The 655-nt window shown below is 49.8% G+C and carries 1 protein-coding gene; it reads right to left on the reverse strand.

The features are described from left to right. On the reverse strand, positions 1–655 hold a 655-nt coding region (locus J7439_RS25825; protein ID WP_209204921.1), incomplete at both ends, for a hypothetical protein.

A 655-nucleotide genomic window follows, 5' to 3' on the forward strand; every position in this document is an offset into this window, starting at 1 on the left:
ATTCGGCAATTGTCATGTTCCATTTTGCGGACGCAGAAGAGAAGTACAGAGCCAGTGCTTTCATTTGACTTGATTCTAAAAGTTCATCTTCTTCATCACTGCTGTCGCCTCCAATGTCCGTAGAATAGCCTTGCAGTTTAAGACATTGGCGGAGTTTGTTCTCATTATCAGTCAGTTTTTCTCCTGAGGGTACTCCAAAGCGTGCAAATATGCGGCAAGAAAGTTTCAGAAGACTCTTCTTTTCATCCGGGGGTAGCCATTGAATAAAGGCTTGCACTTTCGTCTTTTCCGGTAAGCCTTTGCCATGACACATGGCGGAAATATTGGTGACCAGTGCCCGGTCGGGCGGTTTGCCCTTAACGTTCTCGTCTTTGCCCTCCTGCCAGCCCGCTTTCAAGCAGGGCAGGGTCAGGAATACCTTCACGTCCTTATCTTTCGGTAAGCCTTTAGAGGAACACATGGAGGAAATATTGGTGACCAGTGCCCGGTCGAGCGGTTTGCCCTTAACGTCCTCGTCTTTGCCCTTCCGCCAGCCCTCTTTCAAGCAGGGCAGCGTCAGGAAGGCCTTCACGTCCTTATCTTTCGGTAAGCCTTTAGAAGAACACATGGAGGAGATATTGGTGACCAGTGCCCGGTCGAGCGGTTTGCCCTTAAC

This window comes from Salinisphaera sp. G21_0 (genome assembly GCF_017744115.1).
In the GTDB taxonomy this organism is placed as follows: Bacteria; Pseudomonadota; Gammaproteobacteria; order Pseudomonadales; family Endozoicomonadaceae; genus Endozoicomonas.